We start from the raw sequence: 20,573 nt of genomic DNA on the forward strand, positions 1-20,573 counted from the left end.
TCGGTAGCAGGCACTAGGGCGCTAAGAGAGAACTTTGATCAGTTTTCGTTGCCGTACAAGGGGCCATTTCTTAGAGCTCTATATTAGTTAAATTCGAGAATTCTGGTCTAAATCGCGTCTGAAAAACCGACTTCTACATTTAGCACACTATTAAGCCACTTGAGCTCTGGCACTTTGTCTAGAGACCAGCCAAAGGGTTCAGCAAGACTTGAGTCATTGCGTAGGCGAAACACGAAGGCGCGAAAAGCAAGTAGCACGGCTTTGCTACTCGTTCCTTGTTTCACAGGGGCGAGGGGATCAAAAAACAGCCCCTTCATTTTTCGCGGTTTTCCGGTCCGATCCAGCATTATCGAATTGTAGATAAACGCGTTGCAGTAGGTGATCGTGTTTTCTTCTTCGATCTCTGCTAGAAAAAATAGCATGGCCTCTGCTGCGCTGTGCAGTTTCTCGGGTGAGCAGTCGCTGTATGTCTCACTGAATGGTTTTGCCATTTTATTGGCGTAAGCTTGGATTGGAAGATTTCCTTCAACGTAGCGTAGCGCGATTGTTGCGCAAGCTGCATTCAGGATCCAATCGGGGGCGTGGGACATACCTACAAGGCCTAACTAGCCGCACCCAAGGCGACATGGTATTGAATTGCTGACATGCGCTGCTCTCGATACGCTCATAAACGCGTATCTTGAGGTTCTACACCTCCAAGTACGCTATTTGATTTGAGTTGACGCACGTACCGAGCGCTAAGAAACGCTATTTATATGACAGTGCAAAATATGCGCCTAAGTGCCCAGACTGTCTTTCGCTGATGGGCGTTATCAAAAGTTTAGGTCGGGTGCTTGCAATGATTTCTACTTGGGGTCAGAAGCCTGCTGTCTGCAAAATTTGTTAGAGTATGAGCCTCCGTTGAACATCATTTCATTCGATAACCTGATATCGCCTTTTGCCGTTTCCGCCCAATTGCTTGAAACCGGTTTAAGGCAGCGGTGACCTGTTCTGTCATTCTGTGATGGGTTTTGGTCAGTGCCGTGAGATTTTCAATTTCAGCCGGACTTCCCTGAATTGGAAGGGATGTCGCAAGGCGATACATCGCCTCGCTCTTTACGATAGCCTCTGCATAATTTTCAGCACGCAGTAGACTGTCAACTTCGCTTTGGGCGGCTCTAAGCTCGTTCAAGATAGAGTTGGCGGTTGAACCCATCAAATCCTCAGGCGATCTGCTGCCAAGCATCAAGGATTTCGCGCATCGCAAAGTGGGCTTGCTCTAGGTTTGCGGTTTCATCTTTGCGCATGTCCTTAAGGACCTGTTGTCGGCAATATTCGTAAAGTTGGAATAGGTTAGTCGCCACCGCGCCGCCTGTGTCAAAGTCTAGGCTGCTTTGTAAGATGTAGATCGCTGTAAGCGAGCGGGCCGTGTGGATCTTGTAAAGCTCTGGCTCTGCTTTGGGTGTCGCCGACAGAATGGCGAGGCTTTTGGCCAAATATTCCAGCGTCGCCTTGATGAGTTGGTGATTATTATCAACGTCGAAGTCAGGTTTGCTCTGCTGTCGTTTGTAAATAGCGGCTGGGCTTTGCATCGTCATTTTGTGGCCTCAAATTTTTGCTCAATCACAATAAGTAACGGCCTGTGTGCCCTCGCCTTTAGAGCAAGAACCGGACATTACACCTCTGATTCGCGATTGTTGAAGGCAGCATGCATGTGCGCGGTTAGCGATTGCGCATTTGCGATTGATATACCGTCGGAAATCGACGCGCTGTTCATGGTTGAGATGACGTTCACTTGGTTTGCACTCAGGGCACTTAGCCCCTGAATGCTGATCCCACCCATTTGCATGTTTGTAATAATAGCTCCTAGCCCTGGCTGGCCCATGTCTCGCGTGAATCTGTTGATCGCACTGGCAGACCATGTGCCCGGTATGATCATGATCGACTGAATTTGGACGCCCGGAAACTTGTCCTGAACCGTCGCCATCGCCGCCTGAATTTGCAGCGGATCAGTATGATCGCAATCTATGATGAGCGGCAATTCGGCGCTCGCAAGGGTATCGGCATAAGGAGTATTCAGAAAACCGGCGTGGCGGCGCAGCTTGTCATCAGCGAACAGCCCACTCTTGCTCAGCGACAACAGTGTTGGACGGCTTTGACTATTCTGTATCCTGTTGAACGCGACCTTAGCAGCTGTGGTGGTTTTGCCAGAGCCGGGCGGGCCAAAGATGAATACAATGTCACGTTCCAGTGGCGATGGTGCACTGGATGCCAGCGCGAGGCGCTCTGCCAACAAGTTCGAAGCATGCCGAAATTGAGCGTCCAGATCGCCTGTGTTCGTCTGGGCCATGCTGGCAGTGACGATATCAACAGGAAATCCACTTTGTGCCAGTACATGGCCTTCGGCCCTTTGGATTGGTTGGTTTAGCCTCACATTCCTGTCTGATGGCGACACATAGGGGCGTAACACGGGCTTGGCTGTTTTGATTGGTTCCGCTTTCGTATCGCGGTTCGGAACACCTCCGTCGGGGCTAAACGGTTTAAGAACCAGCCCCTTTTTACCTGTCGCGGGCGATGTTTCTACCAAGGGCGCGGGAACTGTCGCCACCACCGGCCTGGCTGATCTAGGCGCTAGGCGTGATGGCGGTAAAATCTTTGCTCTAACCTTTGCGGCGGGTTCGGGCGTTGGTGCTGCCACCCCGTCTGGTTTTGGCTCGCTGGGCGCCTGGGCCGTTGGTTCAGTCACAATGAGCTCAGGTTCGGCTGGCGCATCGCCCCCCAGCTGATCGGGCGCATCGTCACTCTCATCCAGAAAAATATTAATCGGTGCGGGTTCAATCGGTTCTGCCCGGCGGGAGCGGGCTTGGCGCATGGCTGTCGCCAAATCGATTTGCTGAGCTCCTGCGCTCTCTATGACGGTGGTTGGCTTGCGGATACGGCGCGGGGCGGCGGTGTCCTTCATGGCGCGTACCTCGGTCGTGTCGCCCACACGTTTGACCGACAGGATCATTGCATCGTCGCCCAACTCTCGGATGGCCTTTTCCATCGCGGTGTCTGAGTCTGCTGCTCTGAAGACATGTTCGGTCATTTGTTTCGGGCCTTGAGGTGCGGGGTTCTAAGGGGGCAGCGATCAGTTGGCGGGCTCGGTCTGTTCCTCACCCGAGACACTGGCAACGACATCGACTTTTCGGCCATCTGGCAGCTCGGTAAAGGATAGCACGGCGAAGTCGGCCACGTGCTGAAGCAGGAAATTCGCCAGCTTCCGCCGAATTTGCGGTGAGACCACGAGGAACGGCTTTTTGCCCAGCTCCGTCTGCTCTTCGTTTACTTTGACCAATGCAAGGACGAGCCGTTCCGCCAGTCCGCCGTCCAACAGCAATTGGTCACCATCCGACTGCTTGGCAGAGTTGATCAACAGGTGCTCAAAGCTGCTTTCCAATGTCACCACTGGCAAAGGTTCATTGAGCGGCGCGCTTTGTTGGATCAGCAAACCGACGAGATGGGGGCGCAAGGTTTCGGCTGTTTCTGCAATCGACAGGTTGCGTCCCGCCATCTCAGACAAAAGTTCAAGGATACGACGAAGGTCGGATATCGGAATGCGTTCCCGTAAAAGGTGCCGAAGGACGGCGGTCAAGGTGTGCAAGGGCATCAGCTTGGGGATGACCGATTGCACCAATTGCGGCACAACACCGGATAAGTTGTCGAGCAGTTCCTGCACATCATCCTGCCCGATCAGTTCCGAGGCGTGTTTATACAAGATCTGATTTAGGTGCGTAGCCAAGACCGTTTCCGGCTCAATGATGACATAGTCATTGGCCTCGGCTTCAATCTCACGCTCGGGCAAAATCCACGTCGCGTCGATGCCAAATGACGGGTCCTTAACGTCGATCCCTTTGACCTTGATCCGGGAGGTGCCGCTGGGCAGCGCCAGTTTGTGATCGGGATACACTTTGTCCTCAGCCACCACTGTTTGCCCAATCTTAATCCGGTAGTCATTGGCGCTGAGCCCAAGGTCATCACGCACGCGCACACCGGGCAGTACAAACCCTAGCGCCTGAGAAACCTCTTTTCGGACGGTCGTGATCCGCCGCGCAAGCGGGCCACCATCATCGGCGTCAACCATCGTCAAAAGCGGATAGCTCAGCAGCAGGGTCACTGCGGATAAGTCCGCCACATCGGTGACCTTCAACGTGTTTGGGTCGCTGGTCTCTTCTGGCTCATCGGTTTCATCGGGGGCTTCGTCATCGCCGCGCAATTCCGCCTGCCGAAATGCATATCCCGCCGCACCTGCCGCACCTGCCATGCCAACGAACAGTAACGTTGGCATGCCCGGCACCAACCCGATCAGTCCCAGCACACCCGCCACTGGGAACCATGCGCGGGACATGCTGATCTCTCCCTTGATGTGTTGGGCCATGTCTTGGCGGGACGACACGCGGGTCACGATAATCGCTGTGGCAATGGACAACAGCAGCGACGGAATTTGCGCGACCAGACCATCACCGATGGACAGCAGAATATACAACTCAGACGCTTCGCCGACCGATAGGTCGTGTTGCAGCATCCCGATAGCCAGCCCACCAATCACGTTCACCGCAAGGATCAGGATGCCCGCTACCGCGTCGCCTTTGACGAACTTGGATGCACCATCCATTGCGCCATGAAAATCGGCTTCACGGGCCACGTCTTCGCGGCGCAGGGTGGCTTCCTCTGCGGTCAGGACGCCTGCGTTGAGGTCAGCATCGATAGCCATTTGCTTGCCCGGCATCGCATCTAGCGTAAAACGCGCCGACACTTCGGACACGCGGCCCGCACCTTTGGTAATCACCACAAGGTTAATGATCACGAGGATCGCAAACACAAAGATCCCGACCACATAATTGCCCGCGATGACAAATGCACCAAAGGCTTCGATCACTTTGCCTGCGGCTTCGGTGCCTGTGTGGCCTTCGCTCAGCACGATGCGTGTTGAGGCCACGTTGAGGCCCAACCGAAGGACCGTCGCCACCAGTAGCAAACTGGGAAACGAGGAAAAATCTAACGGACGATAAGTATGTAGCGCCACCATCAAGATGAGCAGAGACATGAGGATGTTAATCGTAAACAGAAAATCCAAGATGAACGCAGGCAGCGGCAATACCATCATCGCCACAAGCATCAGAATACCCAAAGGCAGCACAAGGCCGGTCAGCGAACGTCGAATGCTCGCGCCGTTCATCATGGGTTCTGACAGGCTCATACATAGGTCCTTTGCGGCTGGGGTGCCGTACGCTTGGACACAGGCAAATATCATGCCATCTTGTTCAAATTCTGGGATGTTTTGAGCGTAGGCCGTGGCTGGCACGCCATGTGCATAACGCTGTCCAACAAGACCATCTCAGGAGACCACCGTGTGCAAACCTATCAGACAAAGCGTTATCACCATGCTTGCGCTGACCGGAGCCCTGTTTGGGCTGAGCGGGTGCAATACCTTTAACGGCCATGCGGCGATGTTGGGCAAGGTTGACCCTGCCGTGCGTGACGTAGTGGCGGTTGAGGCTGCGCTTGACGCGTCAGACGTGGCTGTAATCAAACAAGTCGTTCCGGCGATTACGGGCGTGGGCTACGCGACAATTTCGGTCCAGCCTGCGCGCAACGCCAACCAAAAGCGTTTGATGGCAATCCGAGCGGCGCGTTTGGATGCGATGCGGGATTTGACCGAGCAAGTGCATGGCCTGCAAATGTCTTCTCGGACGACGGTCATCGATACGATCGTGCAAAACGACACCACCCGGGCCTCGGTCGCCGGGACCATTCGGGGGGCGCGAACCGTGCGGATCAACCCTGTTGGCAGTGACACCTATGAGGTCGTGTTGGAACTGGACCGCGATATGATCGCGCGCATAATGAAGGCACTGCGGTAGCCCGTGTTTAGACGACGTTCCATGTTAGTGCGCTTGTTGCTTGTGATGGGGGCGGTCTTTCTGCTCGCGTCACAGCCGGCGCTGCCTGACATGGTCCGGGTCACAGGGCGTGCATTCGTTGAGACGGGAAAACACGATCTGGCCCGTCGTGGTGCGCTTGAAGACGCCCTGTATCAGGCGGCATTGGCAGGCGGCGCGCAGGTGGATGGCTTTTCGGTGGTGGATCAGGGCGTCCTTACGGGGGATAGCATTGTGTTGCGTCCCTCCAGCCGCATCTTGGATTTTGCCATCGTTGAAGAATATGCGGCGGGGTCTCAATACGAAGTCGTTATTGATGCCTATGTTGGCACCCAACCTGATTTGGGCTGTGCAGTCCGCCCGGATGTTGAGCTGATGGCCGTGCGCCCGCACATCCACGCCAGTATGCGCACGCCCTTGTGGATGAAGGGTGCGCTTGAGATGGCTCATGATCAGACGTTGGATGCGCTGGGCCGAACCGCCAAGATCAAGATTACCCGCAGTAACATTGATATTACCCCACGTGGCCAACCGACGTCGGCGGTTCAGGATAATTTTGACTATCAAACACTTTTGACGGGGCGGGCTACGCGGGCGGCAGCGCCTGTGTCACGATTGCCCAAGGATGCGCGGGGGCTGCAACTGCGATGGTCGTCGGATGCCGCGCGTGTGAACGCGACCCGCGTTACCGTAACGGTTGAGGCGCGGATCATTGATCCCGCAGCCCCTTCGAGGGCTCGGGATCAGCGATTGCGGCATACCATTCGCCTGGCACCTGATACCCCGTGGCGGGCGCTAAACGTCGTCGCCCGCAAGGACCAAAACGCTGTGGCAGACGCTTTGGCTGAACACATCAGTGCGGGGTTAATGCCTTTGCTAGCGCAGCTCCCTTGCGCACCTTTGGTGGCCACGTTGGAACCCGCAGGGCAGGATCGCTTTCGCGTACCTCTGGGCGCGCGCGATGGGTTGACGAAACAAAGCCTCGCGTTTGCGGAAGGGCGGGGGCAGGCTTGGACAGTGTTTCGTGTGACCGAACTGGCGCAGAGCAGTGCAATCATTTCGCCCATGAATGCGGCCCGCGCCCCGGATGGGTTGGCGGGCGTTTCCGTGCGGTTTTCAGGGGGGATGCAGTAATATGAAGCTTTTCGTAACCTGTGTTTTGACGTGCATGATGTCCGTCTCCGCCACTTTCGCGCAGGAGCCATTCGTTGTGTTGCAATACGGCGCGGGCGATAGCTCTGCGGTACAAAATGCCGAAGGGCATACTATCCGCAAAGGCGAGACCCTAAACGGTATTCTGCGCGGCTATTTTGGCGCCCACGTCAGCCTAAACGAGTTGATCCGCGAAACGGTACAGAGCAATCCGCACGCCTTTAGAGGTGGAAACCCAGACCGGATGCTGATGGGGCAAACGCTGCGGTTACCGCCTGGACACGGCGGCACGGGTAAAGTCGATGATATCTACTTTTTCTAACCTTATACGCCGGATGGGCCTGATCGCCTTGGCGGCGTTTATGCCCGGCCTTGTGGGGTTGGCGGCACAAGAACGCATTGTTGACGGCGGTGAAATCCGCGAAGCGATTGGCGCGCGCCTGGCCCAAGCGGGCGAAATAGCGGCCCCCAGCTTAATGCCTCAAAAAAAATTCTTTCTTTGTGATAGCCCTCTGCGCGTGGAGCCCGCGTTTGGTGGCTGGCGCAGTGTGAATGTCATCTGCCCATCGCCTGCGGAATGGCGCATTTCGGTGCGCGCTCAGGTGAAAGGGGCCGTACCTTTGGCGGCGACTCCGGCCGAAGCGGCAACGACCCAAGCAGTTTTTTTGACCCGCCCGTTGCGGCGCGGAGACCGCATTCAGGCCATGGATGTAGAGCTACGCCCCGTAGATCCCTTGTCCTCGGCAAGTGTGTTTGGCCGCGTGTCAGATGTAATTGGCCGCGCGCTTAATCAGTCAATGAGTCCGCATATGCCTGTCATGGCCCGTCACCTTGCGCGGGAATGGAGCGTTGAAGAAGACGATCCTTTGGAGCTGATCGTGGTGCGGGGTGGAATCGAAATCCTGTCGAACGGGATCGCACTAGATGCGGGCCAGTTGGGCGACACCATCCGGGTTGCAAACATGCGTAGCGGAACCCCGCTGCTTGGGCGGATCGTCGGCGAAAAAAAAGTTGAAGTAATTGCTAAAGGTCGCAACTAGGGGGCCGTTACCTCCATTAGCAGGAGATAGAACATGGTTGATGTTACACAAAATCTGACGGGTACCGTTACCTCGGTCAAAGTGCCTGACGCGACTGCTGCGCCCAAAGTGAGCGTTTCACAGGGCGACGCGTCTCAGGTTGCAAACTTAGGTACGGGCGCGCCGGTTAATCCGGTGCCGTCTGCTGGTAAGGCATCCGTTGAGGTAAACTCAGCGGCGGCAGACGTGCTTGCGTCTATGCAAAACCAGCCAGCACCGATCGACATTGATGCGGTCACACGGATCCGAGAAGCTATCAGCGCAAATGAATATCCGCTGAACTACTCCAAGATCGCGGATGGCCTCGCAGAAGCGTTTGAGTCGCTGACCTGACGATGAACGAGGCTGCTGAAACTGCCCTAAATGAGCTGGAGCAGTTGTTAATGCAGTTGAACACGTCTCGACGTGATCCCGATAGGTTTGCGCAGATTTCAGAAGCTGTCTTGGCAAAGCTAGAACATGCGACTGGTTTGGTGGACCTCGACCACCCAGAACTGACAAAGCTGAATAAGCTTTTGGTCAGTGAATTTTTGTTTGCAGCCAGATCGGCTGAGCTTCGCTCGCCCCTGTCGGCGGCAAATTTGTCAAAATATGACCAACCTAAAACAACATCGTCAAAATACTGACATGACGTATGCTGTGACTGGCCACTAAGAATCCGCAGGCGGAACCGCAAATCGCTCTACCAGCTTTTCCTCAACAAACATTTCGCGTGCCGCATCTTGGACCTTAGAGATTGTCTTGATCTCTAACTCTCCCGCAATATCGTCGCGCTCCGCGGCAGCGTCTGGCAACCCGAGGGCCGAGCCGAGCAGCGTCCATAGATAGGCTTCTTCTAGGTCGGGCTTTTGCAACACTTCCCGTGTGAGTTGCACGTATGGCATCACCGCGTTGCGGTCACCTCGGGCAAGCCGGTCTTGCATCCGCTCTTGAATACGGCCCTCAATCTCACGCAGGGCTGCGGGCTGAACGATGTCGATCAAATCCGCACTCAGGGTTGAGGCGCGTGTCACCCCGCCCAGCTGCGCAAGTAAGGCCCATTCAAGCGCTTGGGCAAAATGCTGCGGGCGACCTTTTCCAGATTTTAGCAACACAGCAAAGTTGAATTGCGCGTCATGATCCCCGGCCTGCGCAAGGACCTCAAACAAATCGGCGGCCTGCGCAAAGTCCTGTGCTTTGGCCGCCTGAACCGCGGCATTGAATGGGTCAGGTGTTTCCTCAGCACATAGGGAAAGGGGGTGCAAAGCCAATGTGCAGGCAGTCAGCATGCAGAGCGCGCTGCGCTGAAGGGGCAAAATCTTCATGGGGTCACGTCTCCCGAAATCAATTGCGACAAAGCCTAAAAGCAAAGCGCCCGCGCGACAATTGCCTTTGTTTACAAAGTTTTTTGCCTTGGCGCTAAAATGCGCCGCCGCGGGCCGTTACCTTATGAGGCTAGAGAGCGGTACCAATTTGCTCGCTGGTCTCAGAGGCGGTGTGACCCAATGCAGCGCCGCTTTTAATTTTGAAACAGGAGAAGTGTGATGGTACTCGCAATTGCAACGAATTCTAGCGCCTTATTGGCCAGCGCTGCCGCCTCGAGCGTTAATAAAGACATGGAAACGTCCATGGAGCGCCTTGCAACCGGCAAGCGCATCAACTCTGCCGCCGATGACGCCGCTGGCGTCGCGATTGCCTCACGCATGACGTCCGAGATCAACGGTTTGAACCAAGCGATCCGCAACGCGAGCGACGGTCAGTCGATGGCTGCGACAGCCGAAGGCGCGATGGTTGAAATCTCTGACATGCTCCAGCGTATGCGCGAACTGGCCGTTCAGTCGTCGAACGACACGCTCAATACAAATGACCGTCAGAACTTGAATGACGAAGTGACCCAGCTGAAAGCGGAAATTGACCGCATCGCGACCACGACGCGTTTCAATGACGTCAATATGCTGGACGGCACCGCTGATATTACCCTGCAAATCGGCGCCAAAGCCGGTGAGAGCCTCAACTTCAAAGTTGGTAATCTTGGTACGACGGCATTGGGCACATCGCTGACGGCCCTGACCTCAAGTGCTGCCACCTCGAACTCCGCTGAGGGCGTTGCTGCTACGAAATCAGTCTCGCAGATGGCGTTTAACGGCAACGACACCTATGGCTTTACGCTGACCGTTGGTGAAGGCGACGGGTCAACAACAGAAGCCCTGACAATCGCCAGTGCATCGGTGACTGGCAATTCGGCTTCTGACGTTGCAAGCAAAATCAACACGGCGATTTCGGCCGCTGTGACAGCAGGCACCTTGGCCGCTGATACGGTTTCCGCAACTGCCAACGGCAACGTTGTGACGATCGAAAACAAACTTGGTGACAGCATCGCAGTGTCCAACTTTTCGTCGGCCGGCAATGGCACAGCATCTTATGCGTCCATCTCTGGTGCTGGTGAAAGCAAACTGCTGACAGATACTGGTGCGACCACAGGTGTCACTAACAACGGTGGTGGCAGTGCAACCACTGCTAGCTCTATCCTCGCGCTACAGGCTGGCAAAGACTACAGCTTCAACGTGAATGGCACAGACATCACGGTTTCGAACCTCGGGACGACGACGACAGAAGCCGATCTGTTGGCCACGCTGAAACTTGCGATTGGTGATGGCGCTGCGGGTTCGACAGTCACAGGCCAGAACTTCTCGCTGCAGGATACAACTGGCAAAGAAATCGAGATCAAAAACTTCGTGGCGACATCTTCGCCTGTCGGTTCGGCAGGTTCGATGGTGCTGTCTACTCGTGTTGATGCTGACGCTAGTACGCCTGGCAATACTTACGCAGTTGGTGGCTCCGATACGACAGATATCGACAAAGGTGACATTGCGCAGCTTTCCTTCACTGAGGCAGAGGCTGACTATGGGTTTAAACTCGGCGGCCAAGCTTTCACTGTTGCGACGGCTTCTGCCGATAAAACGCTGCAAGAAGCGCTGGCAGTCACACGTGATGCGATCAACGCTAACACAACAATTAACAGTGATGTCACAGCTCGCTTGGTCGACGGTAAACTGGAAATCGAAGTCGCTAGTGGTGCATCTGCGGCTGCTACGCTGGATACTTTTTCCTCTACCGGGAAGCCCGCGGTCGTCGCTGGTACGGCAACCTTTGCTAACGTCAACCTGACGACGCAGGGCAGCGCTTCGACCACCAACGGTGTGGAAGCAACGCCATCCGAGATGACTATGAGCTTCTCCGAAGACGATACATATTCGTTCAAGATCGGCGGCACACAGGTCACTGCAGAAGTGTCCGGTGGCAACCTTGACGGCATGGTTTCGGCGATCAACTCGCAGTCGGCAACAACAGGCGTTAGCGCGGCTCTGTCGAACGGTGATGTATTACTGTCGAATGCCGCTGGTAGTGCAATCACCATCACCGATTTTGCCTCAACAGGAACAGGCATCGTCAATGCAGCTAACGCAGCGGGCCAGGGTTCGTCTGCCACGTTGACTAACTCTGCGGCGGTAACTGGTGCATCAACAGCTGCTGCTGGCACAGCCACCGCGACAACTATGGCGCTGAGCATGGATGCGACCGACGACGTCACATTCCAAGTGTCTGACGGTCAGACAACGGCAACCGTACGTTTGACCAGCTTTGACACGACTGACAACTCGGCAATGCTAGCTGAAATCACCTCTGCATTGTCTAACGCGGGTTCGAACATCACCGCTGCCGCTGCCAACGGCACGGCACCGATCATTTTGACCAATGCCACAGGCGGTGAGATCGATCTGACCAACTTCACCTCTGATGGTTCGGGCGTCATGACAGCGTCGCCCGGTGCACAGCAAGGTGTTGGCAAAATGCTGGACGATACCGGTGTATCGGCTTCCCAAAACGCAGTGTCGGCGATCGACATTTCAACGGATGCTGGTAGCCAAGACGCGATTTCTACAATTGATCGCGCGCTGGAATCGCTGGGTGGTGAACGTGCTAATCTGGGTGCAGTTGTTAACCGTCTCGACCACACGGTTAACAACCTGACCAACATTGTCGTCAACACGGAGGCCTCCAGAGGGCGCATCGAGGATGCTGATTTCGCAACGGAAAGCACAGCGTTGTCCAAGGCTCAGATCCTGCAACAGGCATCCACTGCGATGCTGGCGCAGGCAAATGCCTCCAAGCAAGGTGTGTTGAGCCTCTTGCAAGGTTAATCGACCTAAAAAGTAAAAAGCAGGCTCGGGTTTTTCCGGGCCTGTTTTCTTTTGGGCGATCACTTTTCCCGAAAGTTAAAGCTGGTATACCACGTGCTAACGAACAGGGAGCGATGACATGACAACTGCCTTTGGGAAACCTGTAGCGGGTGATGATGCGCTCGCTATGCGTCGGGTGACGACGATTGGGGAATGCATGGTTGAACTGGCGCCCGAACAGCAGGCGGGCTTGTTCCGGCAAGGGTTTGCGGGCGATACATTCAACACGCTTTGGTATCTCAAATCGTTACGGCCAGAATGGACCACCCGCTATTTTACGCGTGTGGGGGATGATGCGGTTTCATCTGAAATGGTCGCGATGATGGCGAACGCTGGGATCGATACAGACCATATCGCAAAAGACGCGGCGCGGTCGGTTGGGTTGTATCTTATCTCGCTAAACCAAGGTGAACGGAGCTTTACCTATTGGCGCAACCAGTCCGCAGCGCGGCAGTTGGGCGCGGATCGGGCTGCGCTGGAACGTGCGGTCGAGGGCATGGATCTCATTTACTTGTCGGGCATCACGCTGGGCATCTTGGATGATGCGGGCCGTGCCACATTACTGGATGTATTGCGGCAGGCACGGGCTGCAGGGGCGACGGTCGCGTTTGACAGCAACCTGAGGGTGCGTTTGTGGCCGTCCGTAGAGGCGATGTGCGCGGCAATTATGGAGGCGGCGGCCGTCAGCGATATCGTTTTGCCGTCCTATGATGATGAGGCGGACTTCTTCGGTGACGCAGACCCACAAGCGACCATTGACCGTTATCTAAGGGCGGGGGCCGGGTCGGTCATCGTCAAGAACGGCGCTGGTTCTGTGCACTACAATCACTCTGGTGCGACAGGTGTTGTCATCCCCAAAGTACAGTCCGTAATTGTTGATACGACCAGCGCGGGCGACAGCTTTAACGCAGGCTTTTTTGCGGAGCTGGGGCGTTCGGGCGACGTTGAAGCAGCGATCCGGTTGGCCTGCGAAGTGGCGCATCAGGTTATCGCACGGCGTGGCGCGCTTGTTCCGTTGGATTTGGACAAGTTAAGTCCAGTTGAGTCCATTTAGGATGCATCAAGCCTCTGGCGTATAAAACTCGCGGTAAAAGCGGTGCCCATGCGGTTGACACTTTCCATGGTCAGGCCCACCATCAAAAATGGTATACCATTTTCCAAGGCTGCGCATGAAGGGTGAAGCATGACACATACATTGGCGATTGGGCCATACAACGATGATGAAAAACAGGGTCTAACGCGGGATCTTGCGCCGATTTACCTTGATGGCCCAGCCGGTCTGGCGGACCTAGATACCGCGCAGCGCGAGGCGATCAAGGCTGTTGCCTACAAGGGTCATCATGCCTTTGGGGCGGCCGAGATGGACCTTTTGCCAAACGTTGGCGTGGTCGCGAATTATGGCGTGGGTTATGATGCAATCGACGTCAAAGAGGCCTCCGCACGGGGGATCAAAGTATCCAACACGCCCGGTGTTTTGAATGATGACGTGGCCGACCTTGCTGTGGCAATGCTGATCATGCAGGGCCGTGAGATGGAGCATGCAAGTGCATGGGCGCGGTCTGGCAAGTGGGCTGAACAGGGCGAATATCGGCTAAACCGAAAAGTGAGCGGTGGGCGTGTCGGTATCGTCGGTCTTGGTCGGATCGGGCGCGAAATTGCCGATCGTTTGGCTGCGTTCAAGATGGATATTCATTATTGGTCACGTTCTGAAAAGGACACACCGGGTTGGACGCATCATGCTGATCCGGTCTCGTTAGCTCATGCCGTGGACTACTTGATCGTTGCTTTGGTCGGCGGTCCGGACACAGAGCAGTTTGTTTCAAAAGAGGTGATCGCGGCACTCGGATCGCGGGGCGTGTTGGTTAACATTTCGCGTGGATCAACCGTGGATGAGGCTGCTTTGTTAGATGCTCTTGAAAGCGGTGCAATCGCTGGTGCGGCGTTGGATGTGTTTCTAAATGAGCCGAAAATTGATGCGCGGTTTTATGCGTTGGACAACGTCGTGATCCAGCCTCACCAAGGGTCCGGCACCGTTGAGACACGTGCCGCTATGGCCAAATTGCAGCGTGACAACGTGCTGGCGTTCTTGGCTGCTAAGGATTTGCTTACATCTGTAAACTAGCCAGACCTAGGGTCGTCCTCGCCTGAGCAATGCTTGTTCGTTCAGGCGGGGATTTTGATCTGTTATAAAGTACGTTAAAGGCGCAGGGGTTTTATGTGCCCTGCTTGTCGTCTTCTAGATAGTAGCGGATATTGTCCTCGAAGCTATCGTCGGCCGTTAACCCTAATTTAATGGACTTTTCGGGCGCCTGATCAAATCGCCAGCCCTTGACGATGTACTGGATGGCCGCGTCCGCTTCCCAACGGATAAGCTTGGCGGGTTCCGGGCCGACGACTCCGGTCATGGCGTCGATTAACTGGCGTACGGACCAGATTTTTCCCGGCATCATCATGTTGCGGTTTTGGCCAAGGTCTTCTTCTGCGAGTTCGGCGCCCTTGATAAGGTTCTCGACGCATTTTCGTGGACTAAGATAGTAGTGAAGGAAGTCTTCCTCAACCGGGCATACGGCCTCCTGGCCGTTCAGCGGTTCTCGCAGTATTGAGGACATGAATGACGAAGCTGCACGGTTTGGCTTGCCTGGCCGGACCGAAATCGTAGGCAAGCGGAAGCCGCGCCCATCGATGAAGCCTTTACGGCTATAATCGTTTAGCAATAGCTCCCCGATAGCCTTTTGTGTGCCATACGAGCTTTGCGGATTTAGAAGAGTGTGATCCACAATCGGGTCGGGCACTTCGCCACCAAAAACAGCCAGAGAAGATGTGAAAACAACAACCGGTTTTGTGCCTAATTCCCGAGCGCGCTCTAGCACATTGATCGTGCCGGTCATGTTGATTTTATACCCTAAATCAAAGTCTTCTTCGGCATGCGACGATACAATTGCAGCGAGCACATAGATCACGTCTGTGTCGGCATCGATGCAGCTGGAAACTGATGCGGGATTGGCGATGTCGCAAGTGGTAGTTTCAACCGCAAACGGGGCATCGATGGGTGCCGGATTGGTGATATCCGCTAGGACAATTTTGGTTAATTCCTTGCCGCGCAATTCGCCGCGCAATGCAAGGCTTTGTGCCAATTTCTGGCCTATGACACCACCGCCACCGAGGATTAAGACTTTCATGGGGCTCTCCGTTTCTTTTGATTTACAGCAAGTCGCGGGATGCGAGGTTTCGCATCAGCGCTGCGGTGCCAAAGGTCCATTCGGGACATTCTGTCGACAAGCGCACCGTGTTGCGCAGCGTACCTAGGTTTGGCTCTGTAATTTCGACGACATCGCCAACATGATGTGTGAAGCCTTGGCCCGGTGCATCGCGATCTTTGGTTGGTGCAAACATGGTCCCGCAAAACAGGACAAAACCATCAGGATACTGATGATGGCGCCCAATTGTTTGCGCCGCAAGGTCGGTCGGATCGCGGCTGATCTGTGTCATCGACGACTGGCCGTCGAGAGTGAAACCATCATCGCCAGTGACTTTCATGGTTAATTCAGCATGACGGATATCGTTAATGGTGTAGCTGTCGTCGAAGAACCGGATAAAGGGACCAAGGGCGCAAGATGCGTTGTTATCCTTAGCCTTTCCCAACAAAAGGGCAGAGCGTCCTTCAACATCACGAAGGTTAACGTCGTTACCAAGGGTGGCGCCGATAATCGTGCCTTCCGAGGTCACGCACAGCACGACTTCGGGTTCAGGATTGTTCCAATTGCTGACCGGATGCAGGCCTACATCTGCGCCGTAGCCAACAGCTGACATCGGTTGCGATTTGGTGAACACCTCAGCAAAGGGACCAATTCCGACTTCGAGATATTGTGACCACAAGCCTTCGGCTTGAAGGACTTCCTTAATCTTTTCCGCTGCATCAGATCCGGGTTTCACGCCTGAGAGGCTTTCGCCGATGATCTTGCTGACACGGGCTCGAATCGCGTTTGCACGCTCGGGATCACCGGCGGCTTGCTCCTCGATTACGCGCTCCACCATGCTATCAGCAAAGGTCACGCCGCAGGCCTTGATTGCTTGCAGATCCACTGGCGCCAGCAATTGGTTCGTTAATTTACTTAAGCTACCAATATCTTCCCCATCCGCGTCACGTACTAACGCAACTGGATCGTCTGCCTCACACAAATCGCGCATCGTCGGGATCGTTTTCGAGGTGATATCAATCACTCGCTCCGCTCGGATTGCAACAACGCAGGGTCCCAGACCAGGGCGCCAGAGGCGTCCTGCAAGAGCCGCATTCGGGACAGGATTGGACAATGGCAGCATGATCTATTTCTCATTCGTCGGCGGCAACATTTTGCCGGGGTTGAGGATGTTTTTGGGGTCTAACGCGGCCTTGATCGCACGCATTGGGGTCAGGGCGTCGCCATGTTCGGCCTGCATGTAGCGTTGTTTCCCAAGGCCAATCCCGTGCTCACCCGATACGGTCCCACCTAATCGCAACGCTGTTTTGCACAGGTCGCCGGTGAACTGTTCGGCGCGCTTCATCTCATCCGGATCATTGGGGTCGACCGAAAGGCCGGCGTGGAAATTGCCGTCCCCGACATGACCCACAATCGTTGCGGTAAGTCCTAATTTCTCTGCATCCCGCTGGGCTTGACCGACGGCTTCAGCCAGTTTTGAAATTGGAACGCAAACGTCCGTTGGCCAAACGTGTTTGCCGTTACCCAAGGCGGCGGAAGCGTAATGCGCGTCGTGGCGCATTGCCCAAAGGGCTGTTCGATCCTCGGTGGTGTCTGCGGTCTTCCAGCCAGATGCGCCGTATTCATGTGCGATTTCAGAGAAAGCTGCGCGCTGGTCTTCGACTGCAGCGGGGGAGCCGTGAAATTCGAGAAACAGGTGGGGTACTTCGGGCAAGCCAGCATCGGAGTATTTGTTAAAACCCCGCACCATCATGTGGTCGAGAAGTTCGATCCGGGCCATGGGGATGCCGCATTGGATTGTTGCGATAACGCAGTTAACTGCGTCATCCACGGTGTCGAACCGGCAGGTGGCTGCGGTGGTCGCCTCCGGTAACCCATGTAACTTTAGCGTTAATTTGGTGATGATACCGAGCGTGCCTTCGGACCCGATAAGCAAGTGCGTTAGGTCATAGCCATTCGACGCCTTGCGCGCAGCCGATCCTGTTCGGATCACGGTGCCATCCGCCAATACCGCCTCAAGTGCGAGTATATTTTCGCGCATTGTGCCATACCGGACCGCGGTTGTCCCGCTCGCTCGGGTTGCGGCCATGCCGCCCATGCTCGCGTCTGCACCCGGGTCCACCGGGAAAAATAGGCCCGTGCTGCGGAGGTGCTGGTTCAACTCTTTCCGGGTGACACCAGCTTGGACCACACAGTTTAGATCGTCTGAATTAACTTCAAGCACTTGCTTCATATCGCGAAAATCAAGACTAACGCCGCCTGCCGTTGCGAGGTGCTGACCCTCCAGCGACGATGCCGCGCCGACGGGCGTAATGGGGCAGCTATGATCCGCGCAGATTTTGACAATTATGCAAACATCCTCGGTTGAGGTTGGATAAGCGACAGCATCGGGCGGGGTGTTTGGGAAATAAGTCTCGTTCTGACCGTGTAAAGTTAGGTCCGCCTGGGACGTATTAATTTTGTCGCCGAGCTGCGCTATAAGTGCGTCAATTGCGGATTTGATACTCATGAGGTGGCGGTCCATGTGGCTAGGGCGACAACGGTTAGCATCGCAAGGGCCATGCCGCTGTTAATCGCGCGTTCGGTGCGTTGATTTAGGTTAAGCTCGTGCAGAGCCGTGCCAGCCCAAAGCCAGGCCAAGTGGATAGGGATCCAAATAGTGTTCATAATCAGTACTTTGATCAATATTTCAAAGGGCAGACTATCCGGCGCAAAGCTGAATCCGGAAATAAGAGACGTGTTAACCACATATGCCTTTGGGTTAATTGCCTGTAGGGCTAAGCCACTGCCAATTCCGGGCGGGTTTTTAGCTGCAATGAAAGCAATTTTGGACCCTGCAAACGCGATCCGCGCAGCGAGATAGAGCAAATATGCGATTGAAGCTGTCATCAGAAGCGTGCGCAGCCAGGGGACTGATAACACGATTGCGGCCATCCCAGTTACGACGGCCAACAATACAAGGTTTGTGCCAATGAAAAGGCCCAGCACATACCTGAGCGAGGGGCGAAAGCCGTACGCCGCGCCAAAACCCGCAGTGGTTAACACCCCCGGGCCGGGCGTGATGATCAGCAGGATAACAGCAAGTGCAAATGTACCCATCAGGAAAATTCCAGCTGCACTTTCATAGCCTTAGTTCGGTCATTTGCGGTATCAAATGCATCTTGAAACTTCGCCAGTGGAAAGCTGTGGGTGACCAACGGAGCTACATCAATCAGGCCTTTTTGCATAAATGCGACGGCCTGTGCGAACTCTGAATGAAAGCGGAAAGAGCCTTTGATCGAGAGTTCTTTGGCTGTGATTTGCATCATTGGGAGTGTCATGTCGCCCGATAGGCCGAGCTGCACAAGCGTCGCGCAAGGACACAACGCACTGATCATCGCGCGAAGTGCAGGCTCCGCCCCCGAGCATTCGATCCCAACGTCGATCGTCCCCTTGTCGGTGGTGTATGGGCTTAACGCATCTGGTGTTAACAGAGTGTTTAGCGTTACATCCGCGCCGGCGGCTTTTGCGCGCGCAAGTGCCGTATCGGTGATATCAGTCGCAATAATTTCCGCGGCTCCGGCGCGACGCGCGGCAAGAATAATTAGGATGCCAATTGGGCCGCACCCAGTTACCAAAACGCGTTTGCCCAAAATGGTTCCGGCTTGTTTTACCGCATGCAAACAAACTGCTAATGGTTCAGTCATCGCGGCCTCTGCTGGGCTTAGGCAATCGGCTTTGACGCATTGCGAAGCGTCCGCGATCAGGCTTTCCCGGAAGGCGCCTTGGATGTGGGGATACGGCATAGCGGAGCCATAAAACCGCATATTCAGACACTGATTGGGCAGACCGCGCAGGCATTCGCTGCAATCAGCGCACGGGCGAGAAGGCGAAACCGCGACTAGGTCACCGGTTTTTAGCCCGCTGACGTTAGCTCCCACTTCAGCAATATAACCGGACACTTCGTGCCCAAGGATCATGGGTTCACGAAGCTTAACGCTGCCGAAACCTCCATGATTAAAGTAATGCATGTCGCTGCCGCAGATGCCGCCACGGGCCATTCTGATGCGGACCTGATCGCGATCTAACGCTTCATCCGGCGCTTCGCTCAGGCGCAAATCCTTGGGCCCGTGCGCATAGAGTGCTTGCATCAGATGACCCTCCCCTGCCTATGAAAACGCGGCTTGCGCTGCGCCGTAAATGGTATACCATTTTTGCTAAGTAAGAGCGTCGGCAGGGATTTGTCAAATACCCAAAGGCCGCGCAGCACCGGAGGGAACATGCCAAATTTCGATCTAACTGGCCGCGTGGCATTGGTCACGGGGTCGTCTAAGGGCATTGGGTTTGCCCTGTCCAAAGGGCTTGCCGAAGCGGGTGCGAAGCTGGTTATGAATGGTCGCAATATCGCCGATCTTGAAGCCGCGGCAGACAGGTTGCGCGCAACAGGGGCGCAGGTAGATACGCTTTGCTTCGACGTGACGGACCCCGCTGCAGCGCGTGAGGCGATTAATGAATATGAACGCATTGGGCAAATCGACATCTTGATTAACAACGCGGGCATGCAACACCGCGGTCCGCTAGAGGATTTTGAGACGGACGCCTTTGATCATCTCATGCGGACAAACGTCAATTCTGCCTTCTATGTTGGGCAGGCTGTAGCCAAGCATATGATCCCGCGCGGTCAGGGGAAAATCATCAATATTGCGTCGGTTCAGACGGCACTCGCGCGTCCCGGCATTGCGCCATATACCGCCTCAAAAGGCGCGATCGCTAATCTTACCAAGGGGATGGCAACCGATTGGGCACGGCTAGGTTTGAACTGTAACGCAATCGCGCCCGGCTATTTCGATACGCCTCTGAACGCAGCTTTGGTGGCGGATCCAAACTTCTCGGCGTGGTTGGAAAAGCGGACGCCGCAAGGGCGTTGGGGCAATGTCGAAGAGCTTCAGGGCGCGGCGGTATTCCTCGCCTCTGATGCGGCGAGCTTCGTTAACGGACACACGTTGTATGTCGACGGCGGCATCACTGCGAGCCTTTAGAGGAAAT

The 20,573-nt window shown here is 55.2% G+C and carries 21 protein-coding genes; 10 read left to right on the forward strand and 11 right to left on the reverse strand.

What is annotated here, in order from left to right:
• Positions 1 to 107: 107 nt before the first annotated feature.
• From AC4GMC_RS03785 to flhA, 5 genes are all read right to left on the reverse strand, one after another.
• Entirely contained in the window at positions 108 to 590 is a 483-nt protein-coding gene (locus tag AC4GMC_RS03785) for a hypothetical protein (protein WP_487875634.1), read from the reverse strand.
• A 317-nt stretch (positions 591 to 907) separates the two neighbouring features.
• Positions 908 to 1,195 carry a hypothetical protein gene (locus tag AC4GMC_RS03790; RefSeq protein ID WP_487875633.1) on the reverse strand — a complete coding sequence of 96 codons (288 nt, stop codon included), beginning with the start codon at positions 1,193 to 1,195 and terminating at the stop codon, positions 908 to 910.
• A 7-nt stretch (positions 1,196 to 1,202) separates the two neighbouring features.
• The gene (locus AC4GMC_RS03795; RefSeq protein ID WP_487875632.1) at positions 1,203 to 1,577 is read right to left on the reverse strand and encodes a flagellar export chaperone FliS; all 375 of its coding nucleotides are present in this window, start codon (positions 1,575 to 1,577) and stop codon (positions 1,203 to 1,205) included.
• 77 nt (positions 1,578 to 1,654) lie between these two features.
• Entirely contained in the window at positions 1,655 to 3,067 is a 1,413-nt protein-coding gene (locus AC4GMC_RS03800; protein WP_487875631.1) for a hypothetical protein, read from the reverse strand.
• A 42-nt stretch (positions 3,068 to 3,109) separates the two neighbouring features.
• Positions 3,110 to 5,218 carry a flagellar biosynthesis protein FlhA gene (gene flhA / locus AC4GMC_RS03805; RefSeq protein ID WP_487875630.1) on the reverse strand — a complete coding sequence of 703 codons (2,109 nt, stop codon included), beginning with the start codon at positions 5,216 to 5,218 and terminating at the stop codon, positions 3,110 to 3,112.
• 151 nt (positions 5,219 to 5,369) lie between these two features.
• Between flhA and AC4GMC_RS03810 the strand changes: the two genes are divergently transcribed.
• Genes AC4GMC_RS03810 through AC4GMC_RS03835 form a run of 6 tightly spaced genes read left to right on the forward strand, consistent with a single transcriptional unit; the run spans position 5,370 to position 8,757 of the window.
• Complete coding sequence (locus AC4GMC_RS03810; RefSeq protein WP_487875629.1) at positions 5,370 to 5,882, forward strand: LPP20 family lipoprotein; 513 nt, start codon at positions 5,370 to 5,372, stop codon at positions 5,880 to 5,882.
• Between the two features lie 21 nt (positions 5,883 to 5,903).
• A complete protein-coding gene (locus AC4GMC_RS03815; protein WP_487875628.1) occupies positions 5,904 to 7,034 on the forward strand; it encodes a flagellar assembly protein T N-terminal domain-containing protein in 1,131 nt (376 codons plus the stop codon).
• 1 nt (position 7,035) lies between these two features.
• On the forward strand, positions 7,036 to 7,374 hold the full coding sequence (locus AC4GMC_RS03820) for a type IV pilus assembly protein FimV (RefSeq protein WP_487875627.1): 339 nt from the start codon (positions 7,036 to 7,038) through the stop codon (positions 7,372 to 7,374).
• The gene (gene flgA / locus AC4GMC_RS03825; protein ID WP_487875626.1) at positions 7,355 to 8,092 is read left to right on the forward strand and encodes a flagellar basal body P-ring formation chaperone FlgA; all 738 of its coding nucleotides are present in this window, start codon (positions 7,355 to 7,357) and stop codon (positions 8,090 to 8,092) included. The genes AC4GMC_RS03820 and flgA overlap by 20 nt, the downstream gene beginning before the upstream one ends.
• A 33-nt stretch (positions 8,093 to 8,125) precedes the next feature.
• Positions 8,126 to 8,464, forward strand: coding sequence for a flagellar biosynthesis anti-sigma factor FlgM (locus AC4GMC_RS03830; protein WP_038005499.1), 339 nt, complete (start codon positions 8,126 to 8,128; stop codon positions 8,462 to 8,464).
• Positions 8,465 to 8,466: 2 nt separating this feature from the next.
• Positions 8,467 to 8,757 (forward strand): hypothetical protein, encoded by a 291-nt coding sequence (locus AC4GMC_RS03835; RefSeq protein WP_487875625.1) that lies wholly within the window; start codon positions 8,467 to 8,469, stop codon positions 8,755 to 8,757.
• Positions 8,758 to 8,781: 24 nt separating this feature from the next.
• Here the strand turns inward: AC4GMC_RS03835 and AC4GMC_RS03840 are convergent, their stop codons facing one another.
• Positions 8,782 to 9,435 carry a hypothetical protein gene (locus tag AC4GMC_RS03840; RefSeq protein WP_487875624.1) on the reverse strand — a complete coding sequence of 218 codons (654 nt, stop codon included), beginning with the start codon at positions 9,433 to 9,435 and terminating at the stop codon, positions 8,782 to 8,784.
• Between the two features lie 219 nt (positions 9,436 to 9,654).
• Between AC4GMC_RS03840 and AC4GMC_RS03845 the strand changes: the two genes are divergently transcribed.
• The 3 genes from AC4GMC_RS03845 (at position 9,655) to AC4GMC_RS03855 (ending at position 14,473) form a co-directional block, all read left to right on the forward strand.
• Complete coding sequence (locus AC4GMC_RS03845; protein ID WP_487875623.1) at positions 9,655 to 12,312, forward strand: flagellin N-terminal helical domain-containing protein; 2,658 nt, start codon at positions 9,655 to 9,657, stop codon at positions 12,310 to 12,312.
• A 118-nt stretch (positions 12,313 to 12,430) separates the two neighbouring features.
• Complete coding sequence (locus tag AC4GMC_RS03850; RefSeq protein ID WP_487875622.1) at positions 12,431 to 13,405, forward strand: sugar kinase; 975 nt, start codon at positions 12,431 to 12,433, stop codon at positions 13,403 to 13,405.
• A gap of 129 nt (positions 13,406 to 13,534) precedes the next feature.
• Positions 13,535 to 14,473: a 2-hydroxyacid dehydrogenase gene (locus AC4GMC_RS03855; protein ID WP_487875621.1), complete on the forward strand. Its 939-nt coding sequence runs from the start codon at positions 13,535 to 13,537 to the stop codon at positions 14,471 to 14,473.
• 91 nt (positions 14,474 to 14,564) lie between these two features.
• On the opposite strand, the gene denD is transcribed toward AC4GMC_RS03855, so the two are convergent.
• Genes denD through AC4GMC_RS03880 form a run of 5 tightly spaced genes read right to left on the reverse strand, consistent with a single transcriptional unit; the run spans position 14,565 to position 19,678 of the window.
• Positions 14,565 to 15,530 (reverse strand): D-erythronate dehydrogenase, encoded by a 966-nt coding sequence (denD, locus tag AC4GMC_RS03860; protein WP_487875620.1) that lies wholly within the window; start codon positions 15,528 to 15,530, stop codon positions 14,565 to 14,567.
• 22 nt (positions 15,531 to 15,552) lie between these two features.
• A complete protein-coding gene (locus AC4GMC_RS03865; protein ID WP_487875619.1) occupies positions 15,553 to 16,671 on the reverse strand; it encodes a fumarylacetoacetate hydrolase family protein in 1,119 nt (372 codons plus the stop codon).
• Between the two features lie 3 nt (positions 16,672 to 16,674).
• Entirely contained in the window at positions 16,675 to 18,057 is a 1,383-nt protein-coding gene (locus AC4GMC_RS03870) for an FAD-binding oxidoreductase (protein WP_487875618.1), read from the reverse strand.
• On the reverse strand, positions 18,054 to 18,647 hold the full coding sequence (locus tag AC4GMC_RS03875; RefSeq protein ID WP_487875617.1) for a LysE family translocator: 594 nt from the start codon (positions 18,645 to 18,647) through the stop codon (positions 18,054 to 18,056). Before AC4GMC_RS03875 ends, AC4GMC_RS03870 begins: the two co-directional genes overlap by 4 nt.
• The gene (locus AC4GMC_RS03880) at positions 18,647 to 19,678 is read right to left on the reverse strand and encodes an L-idonate 5-dehydrogenase (RefSeq protein ID WP_487875616.1); all 1,032 of its coding nucleotides are present in this window, start codon (positions 19,676 to 19,678) and stop codon (positions 18,647 to 18,649) included. The genes AC4GMC_RS03875 and AC4GMC_RS03880 overlap by 1 nt, the downstream gene beginning before the upstream one ends.
• A gap of 129 nt (positions 19,679 to 19,807) precedes the next feature.
• Here AC4GMC_RS03880 and AC4GMC_RS03885 point away from each other — a divergent pair, with 129 nt between their 5' ends.
• Complete coding sequence (locus AC4GMC_RS03885; protein ID WP_487875615.1) at positions 19,808 to 20,566, forward strand: SDR family oxidoreductase; 759 nt, start codon at positions 19,808 to 19,810, stop codon at positions 20,564 to 20,566.
• The last annotated feature ends 7 nt before the right edge of the window (positions 20,567 to 20,573 follow it).

It is taken from the genome of Thalassobacter sp. (genome assembly GCF_982993085.1).

Coding starts and splice junctions, on each gene's coding strand:
- AC4GMC_RS03785 (WP_487875634.1), bottom strand. CDS start 590: ATGTCCCACGCCCCCGATTGGATCCTGAATGCAGCTTGCGCAACAATC.
- AC4GMC_RS03790 (WP_487875633.1), bottom strand. CDS start 1,195: ATGGGTTCAACCGCCAACTCTATCTTGAACGAGCTTAGAGCCGCCCAA.
- AC4GMC_RS03795 (WP_487875632.1), bottom strand. CDS start 1,577: ATGACGATGCAAAGCCCAGCCGCTATTTACAAACGACAGCAGAGCAAA.
- AC4GMC_RS03800 (WP_487875631.1), bottom strand. CDS start 3,067: ATGACCGAACATGTCTTCAGAGCAGCAGACTCAGACACCGCGATGGAA.
- flhA (WP_487875630.1), bottom strand. CDS start 5,218: ATGAGCCTGTCAGAACCCATGATGAACGGCGCGAGCATTCGACGTTCG.
- AC4GMC_RS03815 (WP_487875628.1), top strand. CDS start 5,904: ATGTTAGTGCGCTTGTTGCTTGTGATGGGGGCGGTCTTTCTGCTCGCG.
- AC4GMC_RS03820 (WP_487875627.1), top strand. CDS start 7,036: ATGAAGCTTTTCGTAACCTGTGTTTTGACGTGCATGATGTCCGTCTCC.
- flgA (WP_487875626.1), top strand. CDS start 7,355: ATGATATCTACTTTTTCTAACCTTATACGCCGGATGGGCCTGATCGCC.
- AC4GMC_RS03830 (WP_038005499.1), top strand. CDS start 8,126: ATGGTTGATGTTACACAAAATCTGACGGGTACCGTTACCTCGGTCAAA.
- AC4GMC_RS03835 (WP_487875625.1), top strand. CDS start 8,467: ATGAACGAGGCTGCTGAAACTGCCCTAAATGAGCTGGAGCAGTTGTTA.
- AC4GMC_RS03840 (WP_487875624.1), bottom strand. CDS start 9,435: ATGAAGATTTTGCCCCTTCAGCGCAGCGCGCTCTGCATGCTGACTGCC.
- AC4GMC_RS03845 (WP_487875623.1), top strand. CDS start 9,655: ATGGTACTCGCAATTGCAACGAATTCTAGCGCCTTATTGGCCAGCGCT.
- AC4GMC_RS03850 (WP_487875622.1), top strand. CDS start 12,431: ATGACAACTGCCTTTGGGAAACCTGTAGCGGGTGATGATGCGCTCGCT.
- AC4GMC_RS03855 (WP_487875621.1), top strand. CDS start 13,535: ATGACACATACATTGGCGATTGGGCCATACAACGATGATGAAAAACAG.
- denD (WP_487875620.1), bottom strand. CDS start 15,530: ATGAAAGTCTTAATCCTCGGTGGCGGTGGTGTCATAGGCCAGAAATTG.
- AC4GMC_RS03865 (WP_487875619.1), bottom strand. CDS start 16,671: ATGCTGCCATTGTCCAATCCTGTCCCGAATGCGGCTCTTGCAGGACGC.
- AC4GMC_RS03870 (WP_487875618.1), bottom strand. CDS start 18,057: ATGAGTATCAAATCCGCAATTGACGCACTTATAGCGCAGCTCGGCGAC.
- AC4GMC_RS03875 (WP_487875617.1), bottom strand. CDS start 18,647: ATGGGTACATTTGCACTTGCTGTTATCCTGCTGATCATCACGCCCGGC.
- AC4GMC_RS03880 (WP_487875616.1), bottom strand. CDS start 19,678: ATGCAAGCACTCTATGCGCACGGGCCCAAGGATTTGCGCCTGAGCGAA.
- AC4GMC_RS03885 (WP_487875615.1), top strand. CDS start 19,808: ATGCCAAATTTCGATCTAACTGGCCGCGTGGCATTGGTCACGGGGTCG.